General features: G+C 38.0%; 16 protein-coding genes and 1 pseudogene. 12 read left to right on the plus strand and 5 right to left on the minus strand.

The features are described from left to right. Positions 1–115: 115 nt before the first annotated feature. Positions 116–202 carry a YjcZ family sporulation protein gene (locus ABE65_RS21470; protein ID WP_082820548.1) on the minus strand — a complete coding sequence of 29 codons (87 nt, stop codon included), beginning with the start codon at positions 200–202 and terminating at the stop codon, positions 116–118. A gap of 221 nt (positions 203–423) precedes the next feature. Between ABE65_RS21470 and ABE65_RS06810 the strand changes: the two genes are divergently transcribed. From ABE65_RS06810 to ABE65_RS06820, 3 genes are all read left to right on the plus strand, one after another. Next, on the plus strand, positions 424–972 hold the full coding sequence (locus tag ABE65_RS06810; protein WP_066392769.1) for a copper resistance CopC family protein: 549 nt from the start codon (positions 424–426) through the stop codon (positions 970–972). Positions 973–1,143: 171 nt separating this feature from the next. Beyond that, positions 1,144–2,907 (plus strand): ABC transporter ATP-binding protein, encoded by a 1,764-nt coding sequence (locus ABE65_RS06815; protein ID WP_066392771.1) that lies wholly within the window; start codon positions 1,144–1,146, stop codon positions 2,905–2,907. Between the two features lie 5 nt (positions 2,908–2,912). Continuing rightward, a complete protein-coding gene (locus ABE65_RS06820) occupies positions 2,913–4,730 on the plus strand; it encodes an ABC transporter ATP-binding protein (RefSeq protein WP_066392773.1) in 1,818 nt (605 codons plus the stop codon). A 38-nt stretch (positions 4,731–4,768) separates the two neighbouring features. On the opposite strand, the gene ABE65_RS06825 is transcribed toward ABE65_RS06820, so the two are convergent. Then, a complete protein-coding gene (locus ABE65_RS06825) occupies positions 4,769–5,746 on the minus strand; it encodes a metal ABC transporter solute-binding protein, Zn/Mn family (protein ID WP_066392774.1) in 978 nt (325 codons plus the stop codon). A gap of 246 nt (positions 5,747–5,992) precedes the next feature. Between ABE65_RS06825 and ABE65_RS06830 the strand changes: the two genes are divergently transcribed. The 6 genes from ABE65_RS06830 to ABE65_RS22405 all read left to right on the plus strand — a co-directional run bounded on the left by ABE65_RS06830 (position 5,993) and on the right by ABE65_RS22405 (position 8,939). Continuing rightward, positions 5,993–6,415, plus strand: a complete 423-nt coding sequence (locus ABE65_RS06830) for a CBS domain-containing protein (protein WP_066392775.1) — start codon at positions 5,993–5,995, stop codon at positions 6,413–6,415. A 46-nt stretch (positions 6,416–6,461) separates the two neighbouring features. Continuing rightward, positions 6,462–6,851, plus strand: a complete 390-nt coding sequence (gene crcB, locus ABE65_RS06835) for a fluoride efflux transporter CrcB (protein ID WP_066392776.1) — start codon at positions 6,462–6,464, stop codon at positions 6,849–6,851. Continuing rightward, on the plus strand, positions 6,848–7,192 hold the full coding sequence (locus ABE65_RS06840) for a fluoride efflux transporter FluC (protein ID WP_066392781.1): 345 nt from the start codon (positions 6,848–6,850) through the stop codon (positions 7,190–7,192). The genes crcB and ABE65_RS06840 overlap by 4 nt, the downstream gene beginning before the upstream one ends. 381 nt (positions 7,193–7,573) lie before the next feature. Further along, positions 7,574–8,158 carry an undecaprenyl phosphate transporter UptA gene (locus tag ABE65_RS06845; RefSeq protein ID WP_066392783.1) on the plus strand — a complete coding sequence of 195 codons (585 nt, stop codon included), beginning with the start codon at positions 7,574–7,576 and terminating at the stop codon, positions 8,156–8,158. A gap of 153 nt (positions 8,159–8,311) precedes the next feature. Continuing rightward, on the plus strand, positions 8,312–8,506 hold the full coding sequence (locus tag ABE65_RS06850) for a hypothetical protein (protein WP_066392784.1): 195 nt from the start codon (positions 8,312–8,314) through the stop codon (positions 8,504–8,506). A 151-nt stretch (positions 8,507–8,657) separates the two neighbouring features. Continuing rightward, on the plus strand, positions 8,658–8,939 hold the full coding sequence (locus ABE65_RS22405) for a hypothetical protein (RefSeq protein WP_082861330.1): 282 nt from the start codon (positions 8,658–8,660) through the stop codon (positions 8,937–8,939). Positions 8,940–8,982: 43 nt separating this feature from the next. On the opposite strand, the gene ABE65_RS06855 is transcribed toward ABE65_RS22405, so the two are convergent. Further along, positions 8,983–9,684, minus strand: coding sequence for a thermonuclease family protein (locus ABE65_RS06855; protein WP_066392785.1), 702 nt, complete (start codon positions 9,682–9,684; stop codon positions 8,983–8,985). A 132-nt stretch (positions 9,685–9,816) separates the two neighbouring features. Between ABE65_RS06855 and ABE65_RS06860 the strand changes: the two genes are divergently transcribed. The 3 genes and pseudogenes from ABE65_RS06860 (at position 9,817) to ABE65_RS06870 (ending at position 10,810) form a co-directional block, all read left to right on the plus strand. Continuing rightward, positions 9,817–9,999 carry a hypothetical protein gene (locus ABE65_RS06860; protein ID WP_066392786.1) on the plus strand — a complete coding sequence of 61 codons (183 nt, stop codon included), beginning with the start codon at positions 9,817–9,819 and terminating at the stop codon, positions 9,997–9,999. A 15-nt stretch (positions 10,000–10,014) separates the two neighbouring features. Then, positions 10,015–10,332, plus strand: a pseudogene (locus tag ABE65_RS06865) (redoxin domain-containing protein); the annotation flags it as partial. A 115-nt stretch (positions 10,333–10,447) separates the two neighbouring features. Next, positions 10,448–10,810, plus strand: coding sequence for a cupredoxin domain-containing protein (locus ABE65_RS06870; RefSeq protein WP_066392795.1), 363 nt, complete (start codon positions 10,448–10,450; stop codon positions 10,808–10,810). A 36-nt stretch (positions 10,811–10,846) separates the two neighbouring features. Here the strand turns inward: ABE65_RS06870 and ABE65_RS06875 are convergent, their stop codons facing one another. Beyond that, positions 10,847–11,569 (minus strand): hypothetical protein, encoded by a 723-nt coding sequence (locus ABE65_RS06875; RefSeq protein ID WP_066392798.1) that lies wholly within the window; start codon positions 11,567–11,569, stop codon positions 10,847–10,849. A 15-nt stretch (positions 11,570–11,584) separates the two neighbouring features. Further along, on the minus strand, positions 11,585–11,869 hold the full coding sequence (locus ABE65_RS06880; RefSeq protein ID WP_066392800.1) for a hypothetical protein: 285 nt from the start codon (positions 11,867–11,869) through the stop codon (positions 11,585–11,587). Positions 11,870–11,942: the final 73 nt, after the last annotated feature.

The following is an 11,942-nucleotide window of genomic DNA, read 5'->3' on the forward strand; positions in this document are numbered from 1 at the left end:
GGAAATCAACACTTCCAAGAGCAACAAAGTTTACGAAAACAGCCCTTTTAAAAAACTTATGTACAAAAGAAAAAACCGGCACATGGCCGGTTTTCTCCCTTCACACTATTCATTATTAGCAGAAGCAAGCTGCCCCAACAATAATCAATAGAATAAATAACACTACTACCAATGCGAAAGAATTGCCATAAGAATAACCCATCGATTTTTCCTCCTTTAATTCTTGCAATTGTTAATTCCATATATCCTATGCCTGTTTTCATAATTGAAGTGGGCAGGAGCCTAGATTCCATTAAAATAGGCTGTAAATGTATGTTTGACCATGAAAGTGTCAACGATTTGTAAAGACTGGATACTTGTGAAGAACATATATTCTTTGTTTTAATGAAAGTAGAAAGAAAATACGTGACAGGGAGTCAGCTTATGAAAAAGATACTTATACCGTTCTTATTATTATTCACGATCGTATTCCAACTGCCTTTATCAGCATCTGCTCATTCTGAACTTGAAACTTCTACTCCAGCCGAAGGAGAGAAAGTAACAACAGATCTTGAAGCAGTGGTGTTAACCTTTTCTACGAAGATTGAATCATTAAGTACAATGACGCTAAAAAATGGAGACAAAGAGATTCCTCTTCAAATCAGTATAGAAGATGATCAAATGACTGGCGCGATTACTAATCCACTTGAAAATGGAAACTACACGGTAGCTTATAAGATCATCGGTGCCGATAGTCATGTGATCGAAGGGAACTATTCGTTTTCTGTTGATCGTCCTACACAAGAAGAAGCACCTGAACAAGGAACTACAGATGAAGGTGCACAAGAAAAAGAAGACAATGGTGAAAAAGCATTGAACGACCAAGAAAAAAACGACAAGCCTAATAACCCCACTTATTTTGCTCCGTTAACGATTGGTTTAATAATCGTGATCGCTATTGTGTCATTCTTTGCTTTTAGAAGAAAACGTTAAAGGAAAAGCCTCGAATATATCGGGGCTTTTTTTCGTAGTATAGGAAAGGTAACAAAGTGAAATATTTATCTTGTTTTTAGTAAAGATTATGAGCAAATAGATAGTTTTTTCTAACTATTCTGTTATATGATGTATATTGTCTTTTTATTTTAGAAGGGGGAAGGTGATGGTTTGGATACATTTAAAAGATTAAAAGATTTTTATTGGCCGTATAAAAAATACTTTTACTGGTCGATCTTGACTTTGATTCTAGTGTCTGGAATTACAGTCGTTTATCCGATGGTGTTACAATTTACCATTGATGAAATCATTATTAAAGGGGAATATTCAACCGTACCTTATGTTGCGATAGGCTTTATTCTTTTGATGGTAATCAAAGGGGCAGCTACATACACTCATCAGTTTTATGGAGATCTGTTCGGTATTCGTTCAGTTTATGAACTTCGCGAATCTTTATATGAAAAGCTGCAGTTTCTGCCATTTGATTATTATGACAATGCAAAAACTGGAGATTTAATGTCGAGATTAACCGCAGATGTTGAAGGGTTTCGTTTTTTTCTTTCTTTTGGATTCTCACAGCTTATCAATTTTGTATTAATCATTGGTTTCAGTCTCTCCGTCATGTTCTTCTACTCCGTTCCGTTAGCGCTCATCACACTGTGTATGATGCCATTCCTCGCGATCGTTGTTTACAAGTTTGATAAAGAAGTTCATCCAGCTTTCCGAGGAATTCGTAAGTCTATGGCGAATCTCAATACGAAAGTACAGGAAAATATTAGCGGAATAAATACTGTTAAATCGTTATCACGAGAAGATTTCGAGATTAATAAGTTCGATACGTCTAATGAAGATTATAAATCTCAGTATTTAACAACTTCTCATATTTGGGCTAAATATTTCCCGGTTATGGAATTGATCGGAAATCTTTCTGTCGTCTTGTTACTTGCATATGGAGGTTATCTCGTTATTCAAGGAAACCTGACAGCAGGAGAGCTCGTCGCCTTCTTTAGCCTTGTATGGTACATCATGGGACCCATCATGAACTTAGGGTTTATTATGAATACGTTTTCTCAATCTAAAGCATCAGGAGAACGTCTGTTAGAAGTGCTAGACGAACCACTTGAGATGGAAGGGAAGGATCGTGAACTTGAAACGGTTCGCTTTCAGGGAGAAGTGAAGTTTGAAAATGTCACACATCGTTACAAGAACGAGAAAAAAGAATCACTAAAAGATATTTCGTTTAAAGCAAAACCTGGTCAGACAATTGGATTGATCGGTGCTACGGGTTCTGGAAAAACATCGATTACACAACTTCTATCGCGATTTTATAATCCAGAATCAGGGAAAATCAGAATAGATGGTAAACCACTTGAAGATTACTCATTACGAACGATTCGAAAAAATATCGGTACCGTTCTTCAGGAGTCGTTTTTGTTTTCGTCAACGATTAAAGATAATATCTCATATGGAAATCCGTATGCGGAAATGGATGATATTATCGATGCGGCGAAAAGGGCTCAAGCTCATGACTTCATAATGGAGCTGCCAGATGGTTACGACACGATTCTTGGAGAAAGAGGGCTTGGGCTATCTGGAGGGCAAAAGCAGAGGATCTCAATAGCTAGAGCAATTCTTATTGATCCAACCATTTTAATTCTTGATGATGCGACGAGTGCGGTAGATATGGAAACAGAATTTAGAATTCAGAAAGCACTAAAAGAAGTGATGAGTGACCGAACGACATTTATTATTGCTCATCGCATCTCTTCCTTAAAACATGCTGATGAAATTCTTGTTCTGTCAAATGGGAAAGTGATTGAGAGGGGTACTCATGAAGAACTGATTCATCAAGAATCTGGAGCGTACCGTAAAATTTATGACATTCAATATCAAGACAAAGATAAAGTGTTTCAAATGAACGGGCAGGGGGTGTAGGGAAGATGCAAAAGGGTTTACAGGCGAAGAAGACGCCTCGTTTTAAATATTCTTCAGAGCAAGTAATCGATAAACCGTTTAATTGGGGTCAGATTATTCGATTGTTTCAATACATGAAGCCTTATAGCAAAAACTTGTTGCCAAAAGCGATTATTGCCATGATGGTTTCTACGGCGGTAAGACTTGTAGTTCCTATTTTTATAGGTGTTCTGACGTTTGATCATGCGATTAAGAACAAAGATACAAACCTTCTAGTTACATTAATCTTTGCCATAGTGGGACTCTATCTCTTATCTTGGGGTGCCAATACATTACGGATAAAATGGATGAACTATCTCGGACAATATGTGATCTATGACATACGTCAGCATCTGTTCAAGCATATTCAACGCTTATCTCACCGCTTTTTTGATCAGCGTTCTGCAGGCTCCATTCTTGTTCGTATCATCAACGACGTAAACTCGTTACAAGATTTGTTCACGAACGGCGTCATCAACGTATTGATGGATATCATCCTCTTGTTTGGTATCATCGTCATCATGTTCATCTACAGCCCAGAACTAACACTTGCGATCATGGTCATCTTGCCGCTGATGTTCTTCATCTCAACAAGTCTTCGAAAAAAGATCAGACGCTCTTGGCAAGTGGTACGTATTAAACAAGCTAAGCTTAACTCCCATCTGAATGAAAGTATTCAAGGGATACGAGTGACTAAATCGTACACGCAAGAAAAAGAAAACATGGACTTCTTTAATGGTGTGAACAATGAAACGTATGATAGCTGGAAAACAGCTACACAACAGAACGCATTGTTCAGGCCGTTTGTTGAAATGTCCAATGCGATTGGAACAGTCATTCTATTGTGGTTTGGTTCTTACTTGATACAAGGTGAAGCACTTGATATTGGGGTGTTTGTTACGTTTGCTTTTTATCTGGGTATGTTTTGGGAGCCGATCTCTCGACTCGGTCAAGTTTACAATCAGCTTTTAGTAGGGATGGCTTCTTCTGAAAGGATCTTTGAATTTTTAGATGAAAAACCAAATGTACATGAAAAAGAAAACGCATATTCCTTTTCGACAATTAAAGGGGAAATTGAGTTCAAGAACGTTGAGTTTTCCTACAACGCTGATCGAAAAGCGCTAAAAGGCATCGATTTAACGATTCAAGGTGGTCAGACTGTCGCACTTGTTGGTCATACAGGATCAGGTAAGACGACGATTGCAAACTTAGTCAGCCGATTTTATGACCCAACATCCGGTGCAGTGGAGATCGATGGGAAAGACTTAAAAGATGTTAATCTTGCGAGCCTTCGTGAAAAAGTAAGTGTCGTTCTTCAAGATACTTTCATCTTTTCAGGAACAATCATAGAGAATCTACGCTTTGGAAGACCAGGTGCTTCCGATGAAGAGGTTAAGGATGCAGCAAAAGCAGTCGGAGCACATGCTTTTATCGAAAGACTGTCGAATGGCTATGAAACTGAAGTGGAAGAAAGAGGAAATGTTTTATCAGTCGGTGAAAGACAGCTTCTTTCCTTTGCAAGAGCACTTCTTGCAGATCCTGATATTTTAATTCTTGATGAAGCGACCGCAAGTATCGATACCGAATCTGAACAAAAGATTCAACAAGCTTTAAAGACGCTGTTAAATGGAAGAACAGCAATCATCATTGCCCACCGACTTTCTACGATTAGAGAAGCAGATAATATCGTTGTTCTCGATCATGGTGAGATTATGGAACAAGGAAGTCATGCTGAACTTATGGAGACAGAAGGCATTTATTATCATTTAGTCGTTTCTCAGTTTAAGATGCTTGACGCGATATAAAAAATCGCCTGGGATTATTTTTCCCAGGCGTTTTCGTTTTATTGTAATGCTTTTGAAAGGGTGTTGATGTTTTGATTCATGATGGATAGATAGTCTCGGTCTTTTTTTATGTCGTCTTTTGTGAGAGTCTCTAAGTTATGAAGCGTTAATGTTTCTGCTCCAACTTCTTTTTTGATCATCGCAGCTACTTTGTTATTCACGTTCTCTTCAAATAAAATATAGTTTGTCTTTTCTTTTTTTGCATTTTCAATAATCTTCTCGATCTGATGCTGACTAGGTTCATGTGAGGGTGAAAGACCGCTGATTGCAATCTGTTCTAGTCCATAGCGTTCTGCCCAGTAGCCATAAGCCGCATGAGAGACGATGAACGAATTCTTTGGTGCGTTTTCAACTTTTGTTTTAAACGAAGAATCTAATTCTTTTAAATCGGCTATGAGTGCTTCATGGTTCTTTTTAAAGTCATCTTTTGCATCAGGGTTTAATTTTACAAGTCCGTTATAAATGTTATCTGCAATCTCTTGTGCGAGAACAGGATCAAGCCAAATATGAGGATCTAGCGAACCGTGATCATGATGTTCTTCTTCCTCATGAGCGTGTTCATCTTCATGAGCATGTTCCTCTTCAGTAGCATGATCTTCACCTTCATGCTCTTTTGATTCATGGTAGGAAATTCCTTTAGCACCGTCTATAATAGGCATATCTTCTTCTTTTAATGTATCTGCAACAGAAGATGAGAATTCATCCGATTCAAGTTTGTTGTAAACAAATGCATCCCCTTCAGTCATTTCGACCATCTTTTTTGTAGATGGCTCATAGGTGTGTGCATCAGCTCCAGGAGGTATGATAGAAGATACGTCTACATGCTTTCCACCTATTATTTCAGTGAAATATTGTAATGGATACATGGTGGTGTAGATCTTTAATGTACCTTCTTTTTTATCAGTTGTGCTATTATTACCGCATGCTGCTGTTAAGATCAGCATGAACGTTATACTAAGTAAGCTAATTATTCGCATTTTGCTTTCTCTCCTTTCAAACAATCCTTACTCATTATAAACGTAATGATTACGATTTGTAAAATATTATTTGTTTCTTTAAAAGTTTTTTTACTAGATGTGAAATATATCGTCTAAAATGATTCTCTAAAGGGTAGTGATTTATAAAGCAGATGGACATCCTTTTTGGTATAATAAAGAAGGTGTTTTTTATTTAAGCGTTTAAATAAGCGTGAATCAGGCTTAAAAAGGAGAGCGCGTACTAACATGAATATTGCTTTTTATTTGTTGCCTAAAGATGAAGTGAAGTATTTGAACCCAGAAGCAACGATGAGACAGGCACTTGAAAAGTTATCCTACCACAAGTACACCTCTGTGCCTCTCGTCTCAGAAGAAGGCCGTTACATAGGAACGTTAACAGAAGGCGATCTTTTATGGAAACTTAGAGAAGCCTTCGACAAAGGGTATGATGAAGTATTAAAGACAAAGTTAGTAAATGTACCTCAGCGTATAAATAATATTTCCGTTTCTATTAACTCTAATATGGAAGATCTTATTACTTTGTCTACTGACCAAAATTTTATACCTGTTACAGATGATGACGGCCATTTTATCGGAATTATAAGAAGACGAGACATTATCAAGTATTGTGCAAATTTAATCTGGAATAAGGAAGTTACGAAAGATTAAGGCTGAATGTCTTAATCTTTTTGTACATACAGGAGGATTAATTTAAGTGAAGATACTTGCCGTTGCATGGGGTGGAATCGTTGGAGCTTTGCTTCGTTTCTGGAGTGGGCTGTTTCTTTTTAACCCAGAATCGTCATTTCCATTTCCTACTTTTTTTGTGAACGTGGTAGGAAGTTTTATTCTAGGCTGGTTTGTTATCTATGGTGCGAAAAAGATTAAGAATAACAACATGATATTGGCACTGCAGACAGGTGTAATCGGTTCGTTTACAACGTTTTCTACATTTAACACAGAAATCGTGTTATTGCTCGAGGAGCAGTATTACAAGACGGCCATTTTGTATTTTACGACTAGTGCCATTACTGGTGTAATTGCAATATATCTTGGAATGAAGGTCGGTTCGATCACACGCAGTAAAGCAGGTGCAGAACAATGATTGGACAAACGATAGCAGTAGCTGCAGGTGGAGCGCTTGGTGCAGTGGTTCGTTTCGTAGTGAGTCAAAGAATGAACAGGAATTTCCCATGGGGGACGTTTGCTGTTAACATGGCAGGATCTTTTCTGTTAGGATGGTATGTAGCAGTAGAGGGAGCTAAATTGTTGAGTTCGCTTTATGCGACTGGCTTCTTAGGCGCTCTTACCACGTTTTCTACCTTGCAATTTGAAGCTGTTACTCTATTAAAGAATCAAGCTAAAAAAGGTCTAACGTATTTGTTGCTTACATATATATTAGGGTTATTAGCAGCTTGGACTGGCTTTATTATCGGAATAAAATAAAAAGAATTCTTGAGGCTGTTTTCTAAAAGGTTTTTGCTATTTAATGACTTGTGCACTTCTTATGCAAGTTGACTGAAACGGAAGGTTGCCGACTCCTATGGGACGAGCGGTCAGGTGGAGACTCCTAATGGCGCAAAGCGGCAGTCAGAAAAGTGGAAGTGACTCGTTCAGCCCCGACAAGCAAAAGGGAAATGGGCTTGGAAGGTGCACTTTGCCTTCTTGACCGTTTCCCTTTTGACCTCGAGGGGCTTGTCACTGCAACTAGGCAGGAGGCTCACCGTACGCCCCATGGAAAGCGAGCAAGCTGGAGTGGAAGTCAACTACTTTCATCAATCAGAATCGAATACGTAAACAGCCAATGAAAACATTAAAGGAGATACAATGAAAGATTTAGTGATTTCTTTATTAGAATGGATTATGAGCTTAGGACACCTAGGAATCGCACTTGGTTTGATGGTTGAAGTAATCCCAAGTGAGCTGGTGTTATCTTATGGAGGGTACATGGTGTCCCAGGGGCACTTGAACTTCACATTGAGTGTAATTGCTGGTACGATCGGAGGAACACTTGCACAGCTCTTTTTATATTGGATGGGCTATTATGGAGGTCGTCCGTTTCTTGAGAAATATGGAAAGTATGTGTTAATCTCTAAAAAACAGATTGATTTATCAGAAAGATGGTTCAATAAATATGGAACAGGCGTTATCTTTTTTGCACGTTTTATTCCGGTCGTAAGACATGCAATCAGTATTCCAGCGGGAATCGCGAAAATGTCATTCGCAAAGTTTACACTGTTCACAACATTAGCAGTTATACCTTGGTCCATTTTCTTCATCGAATTAGGTAGCCGCCTAGGCTCTAACTGGGAAGATATAAAAACAATCGCAGCTCCCTATACACGCGGCATCATGATCATAGCAGTTGTAGTCATCTTCTTGTTCATTCTCTATAAAGTGAAGAAGAAATAGTTATTATCTATAAGATCTTACACGCAAAGCCTGGTATTTAATCACCAGGCTTTTTTCCTATTCTTTTTGATAATAAGATAGACAAATTCTACTGAGGGATGTACACAGCATATATATGTCTACCGCAATATGAACGGAAGGAGTGGATAGAAGATGGATACATTTATTAAGAATTATCATGAAACGTACAATGCGGCTAAAGTGAATGAGTTGCTTCTGAGGATTAAAGAACATCAAGGAAAAGAAAATATGGCTGCTAAAGTATCGGAAGCGATGGAAATCTGCGGTTTCACCCCTAAAGATATCGAGCAAGTGCTGAAACAACTGCGTGGGGGGGACAGTCCCTAGACAATTACATTTTCCTCCAGAATGTCCACCTATAGTTGACATTCTGGATAGATGCTACGGTTAATTTTGTACTTAAACCATGAATAGATAAAGCCCTTTCTTAGACGATGACCTCGCATCTGCGTTATACTTCTTGTAAGAGGTGATGGTTATGAATATAACATTAAGCGCTAAGAAGTATATAGAAGAAGTGCTTGAAATGAACAACGCCAATGGAATAAGAGTTTACTTCTCAGGTATGGGCTGAGGCGGTCCTAAGCTTGGCCTGGCTCTGGATGAGCCTGAAAACACAGATATCATTGAAGAGATCAATGGCATACGAGTGGCGTTTGATCCAAGAATTAAGGAACAGACTTCTACATTAAAACTAGACTTTGAAGATTCTAAATATGGATCTGGTCTCGTGATGCTCGGACAAGAAGATTGCTGTTAAAAAAATAAACCGCTAGTGACTTGTTAAAGACACTAGCGGTTTTTCATTGTTTAGATTTTCTGAAACCAGAAGCAATGGCTTCTTTTTCTGTGCAAAACCATTTTTCAGGTTTAGTTATTTTATAATACCGTCCACTTTCAAGATGATAAATTTTATCTCCGGAAGAATTAATATTACCCTTGATTGTGCATTCTTGATTTGTAATATTTTCAGGCTGTTTTGTATCCTCAGAAACATAACCCTCTTCTTGAACATAGTTTTCTACGCTCCAAATGCCCACACCCTTTTTTTGGGCTTGTTTTTGAAGGCGTTCGTACTGATCAACATATTTTGTATTCGGCTCAAATACATACGCTACACGGGCTAACCCTTTCTTTAGCAGGTTTTCCTGCACGCTTTGGCCATCGGCATAAACGTAAGCAAGAAGTCGACCGTACTTATCTCTTTCCCCTATTCCGAGTTCTAACTCGACATTAGCATCTTCTAGCATTCGTAATGTGTAAGTACTAGCTTCTTTGCTAAATGGCTGAACAGGTTTGGAAGGGTGAACGCTTTCTGGTGTATCGACGAGCAGAAAGCGGACAGTCTCTAATTTCCCATCTACTCGAACTTTAATGGTATCACCGTCAACAACCTTTTCAACTTTTACAGGAATTCTTTTATCGTCACTCGAGTTTAAATAGCTACACCCAGATATAAGGAGTAAGGCACTAAAAAAAGAGACTAGCAATTTCGATTTAAACATGTAAACATCCTTTATTTTAAATTTGATTTCTTGTATATGCTCTACCATTTACTATTATAATAAAAGATAGGACAAAGAGGTTATAGATTGCCATATATAATTGTTTTAGAATTTTTCCGAAAGGGGATTAGCATGAAAAAGATGCAAAAGAATCTCAGTATTTGTATAGCAATCGTTCTTATGCTCGTAGGTGCTGGATGTGGAAACGATGCAAAAATAAAAGAAGCAAAGCTAGAGAACCAAAACGGTGAACCTGTAGTTGTTTTCCCATCAGAAAAACCATCACTCATTTTTTTATTTACAACAGCGGGCTGAGGACTCTGCCAAAAACAGCTGGTTCAGCTGAATGAAAATATCAATGAATTTAAAGATATGGATGTAAACATTTATGCGGTAAGCTCAGATACGGTTGAACGTTTATCAGTACTTCATCAAGAGATGAAGCCTGTTTTTCCGTTTTTATCAGATCCGGAATTTAAGCTCATTGATCACCTAGATATGAAAGGGGACAGTGTAGCTAAACGTGGGTACGCCCTGATTGATAAGGAAGGAAAGGTTATCGTGACTAAGGTGAACGACCATTGGGGAGAAGAGATCAACCAAACGTCTAAACAGATTCATGAAGAATATAAAAAGCTAGAAAAATAGTCCGGCAACTAACGGACTATTTTTTTTAGGTATGATATCTGTCACAGTATCTCCATACTACTTGTTATAAAATGGGGTTATAATGAAGGTAGAAAGACTTTAGGAGGGATTTTCCATGCTAAAAAAATCTTTATGGCTTGCAGCGATCGCAGTTCTTGCTATTGGAATATTGGCAGCTTGCGGTGGAAGTAAAGACAAAGAAAAAAGCACAAAGAATGCGGAAGAAACAATCACAATTGAAGCTAGTAATTTTAAATTTGATAAAAAAGAGTATGAAATTCCAGCAAATAAAGACGTAGCTCTTAAACTTGAAAATGTTGATGGAAATCACGCGGTCATGATTGAGGGAGAAGACGTGAACGTAACAGGTGGTTCTTCTGATGTTGTAAATTTAAAGCCTGGTGAATATACTCTTCGATGCAGTGTTCCTTGTGGAAACGGTCATGCGGATATGGTATCAAAACTTGTCGTAAAATAAATAATGGGCCTCTAGCTAAAAAGCTAGAGGCTTTAATTATACCTTTTCAATCTGCACAAGCTCCTTATTGTAAGGAAATTGATTTCCTGTAGAAGCCCACAGATTCCCTAATAATTTTGGCATCATCTGGTCTGAGGGAATCGAACCATCGTGATGTAAAAAGTGTTCAAAATATAATAGATACAGCCATGATGAAGTAGGAATAAGGATATTCTGAGCAAATTCATCACTTTCCGTAATCGTTGCAAAAGAATGAGATTCCCAACCTGAGATAAATCGGGTGCGTTTACCGTTCAGCTTAGATTCTATGTAATGAAGAGAATGTGCAACTTGCGGATCGTCAGCACCATCAGCATGTGCTAGCCTGGATTGAAATTCTAATGATACGGACTCAATGTCATCTACTTCAGCGATAACATGGCATAGTGCTTTATCATAATGAGCATGTAGAGGTGTCCAATGATTTCGCTGTAATAACTTTACAAAAGGTAGTTGTTCATTAGGAATATCCGTGTAAGGCGGTGGAAAGAGCTGTCTGCCATATTTGATCTCGTGTAGGGTTTTCCTCTTAAAAGAAGCACACACGTACCACGTATCTTTTTCGTCCTTGAATAAGCGTTCACCTGTTTTTAAAGAATATACAGTGTATAACCCTTTTTTTGAGATTTCATAAGAAGGCAATTCCTCCTCGGTCAATTGACTCAATATATCATCAGCAGGCTGTTCGATGGCTGCCATCACAAAAATCGTAATCCGCATGGTTATACCTTTCCTTTAATTTTTTATTTTCTTAAAGGTATCTTTTAAATCTGTGAATCCTTCTTTAACAGCCACAAAGCTATTCTTCTTTTGATAAATGTCATATCTTAAATAGTCTTTCTTTTCTTGAAGAAGCTGTTGCTGTGTTTTCACATCATTCATTCGAGCGGTAATGCTGTCACCTGTACTTTTCATTTGTTGAACGGTACCCATTGATTCTTTCATCGCTTTAATTCCTGGGATCAAGATAAATAGCGCTGCAGCTGCGCATACAGCTAAGAAAATCCATAACCACATCATTACAATCGCCTCCAATCAATCTATCTATACTAAATTACCCGAAATTGATCAAGAAAAAACAAAAAATCGAGGG

The sequence above is a fragment of the Fictibacillus phosphorivorans genome (assembly GCF_001629705.1).
Taxonomy (GTDB): Bacteria; Bacillota; Bacilli; order Bacillales; family Fictibacillaceae; genus Fictibacillus; species Fictibacillus phosphorivorans_A.

Coding starts and splice junctions, on each gene's coding strand:
- ABE65_RS06845 (WP_066392783.1), top strand. CDS start 7,574: ATGAAAGATTTAGTGATTTCTTTATTAGAATGGATTATGAGCTTAGGA.
- ABE65_RS06870 (WP_066392795.1), top strand. CDS start 10,448: ATGCTAAAAAAATCTTTATGGCTTGCAGCGATCGCAGTTCTTGCTATT.
- ABE65_RS06810 (WP_066392769.1), top strand. CDS start 424: ATGAAAAAGATACTTATACCGTTCTTATTATTATTCACGATCGTATTC.
- ABE65_RS06825 (WP_066392774.1), bottom strand. CDS start 5,746: ATGCGAATAATTAGCTTACTTAGTATAACGTTCATGCTGATCTTAACA.
- ABE65_RS06880 (WP_066392800.1), bottom strand. CDS start 11,869: ATGATGTGGTTATGGATTTTCTTAGCTGTATGCGCAGCTGCAGCGCTA.
- ABE65_RS06820 (WP_066392773.1), top strand. CDS start 2,913: ATGCAAAAGGGTTTACAGGCGAAGAAGACGCCTCGTTTTAAATATTCT.
- ABE65_RS06875 (WP_066392798.1), bottom strand. CDS start 11,569: ATGCGGATTACGATTTTTGTGATGGCAGCCATCGAACAGCCTGCTGAT.
- ABE65_RS21470 (WP_082820548.1), bottom strand. CDS start 202: ATGGGTTATTCTTATGGCAATTCTTTCGCATTGGTAGTAGTGTTATTT.
- ABE65_RS06850 (WP_066392784.1), top strand. CDS start 8,312: ATGGATACATTTATTAAGAATTATCATGAAACGTACAATGCGGCTAAA.
- ABE65_RS06830 (WP_066392775.1), top strand. CDS start 5,993: ATGAATATTGCTTTTTATTTGTTGCCTAAAGATGAAGTGAAGTATTTG.
- ABE65_RS06840 (WP_066392781.1), top strand. CDS start 6,848: ATGATTGGACAAACGATAGCAGTAGCTGCAGGTGGAGCGCTTGGTGCA.
- ABE65_RS06855 (WP_066392785.1), bottom strand. CDS start 9,684: ATGTTTAAATCGAAATTGCTAGTCTCTTTTTTTAGTGCCTTACTCCTT.
- ABE65_RS06860 (WP_066392786.1), top strand. CDS start 9,817: ATGAAAAAGATGCAAAAGAATCTCAGTATTTGTATAGCAATCGTTCTT.